The following is a 466-nucleotide window of genomic DNA, read 5'->3' as shown; positions in this document are numbered from 1 at the left end:
CATAGCCAGGGTGGTATGACTTCGCGTTATGTAATGGAAACACGTCCTGACCTTGTTGCGTCGGTTACTACGATGCATACGCCACATACTGGTTCGCCTATTGCAGACTTGGTGACAGATTTAGCTCCACCAGAAACAATTCGTGGAACGTTATTTGGCGCGTTTGCTAATGCAGTCGGTGATCTAGTTAACTTGTTGTCGGACAATAAAAAGTCCGACTCTGATATTTACGCTATGTTGGGAGAGTTTAATGCTCAAGGTGCAGCACAATACAATGCAACTTACACGCATGGCTTACCGACAACTGAGTGTGGTAATGGGCCCTCGCAAGTGACGATCAATGGCGAAGATATCAAGCTCTATTCATGGAGTGGCACAGGTCATCTGACTGCTGTTGGGGATATTTCAGATCCCTTGTTTGCCATCACAGGTTTAGCGTTTGATTCAGGTGAAGATAACGACGGTA

At 46.1% G+C, this 466-nt stretch carries 1 pseudogene; it reads left to right on the top strand.

Going from position 1 to position 466, the window contains the following annotated elements:
• Window positions 1-15: 15 nt before the first annotated feature.
• Window positions 16-466 (top strand): annotated as a pseudogene (locus tag A3761_RS06320) (hypothetical protein); the annotation flags it as partial.

It is taken from the genome of Oleiphilus sp. HI0123, assembly GCF_001635315.1.
The sequence above is the reverse complement of the archived record's forward strand: the minus strand, read 5'-3'. Positions and strand labels throughout refer to the sequence as shown.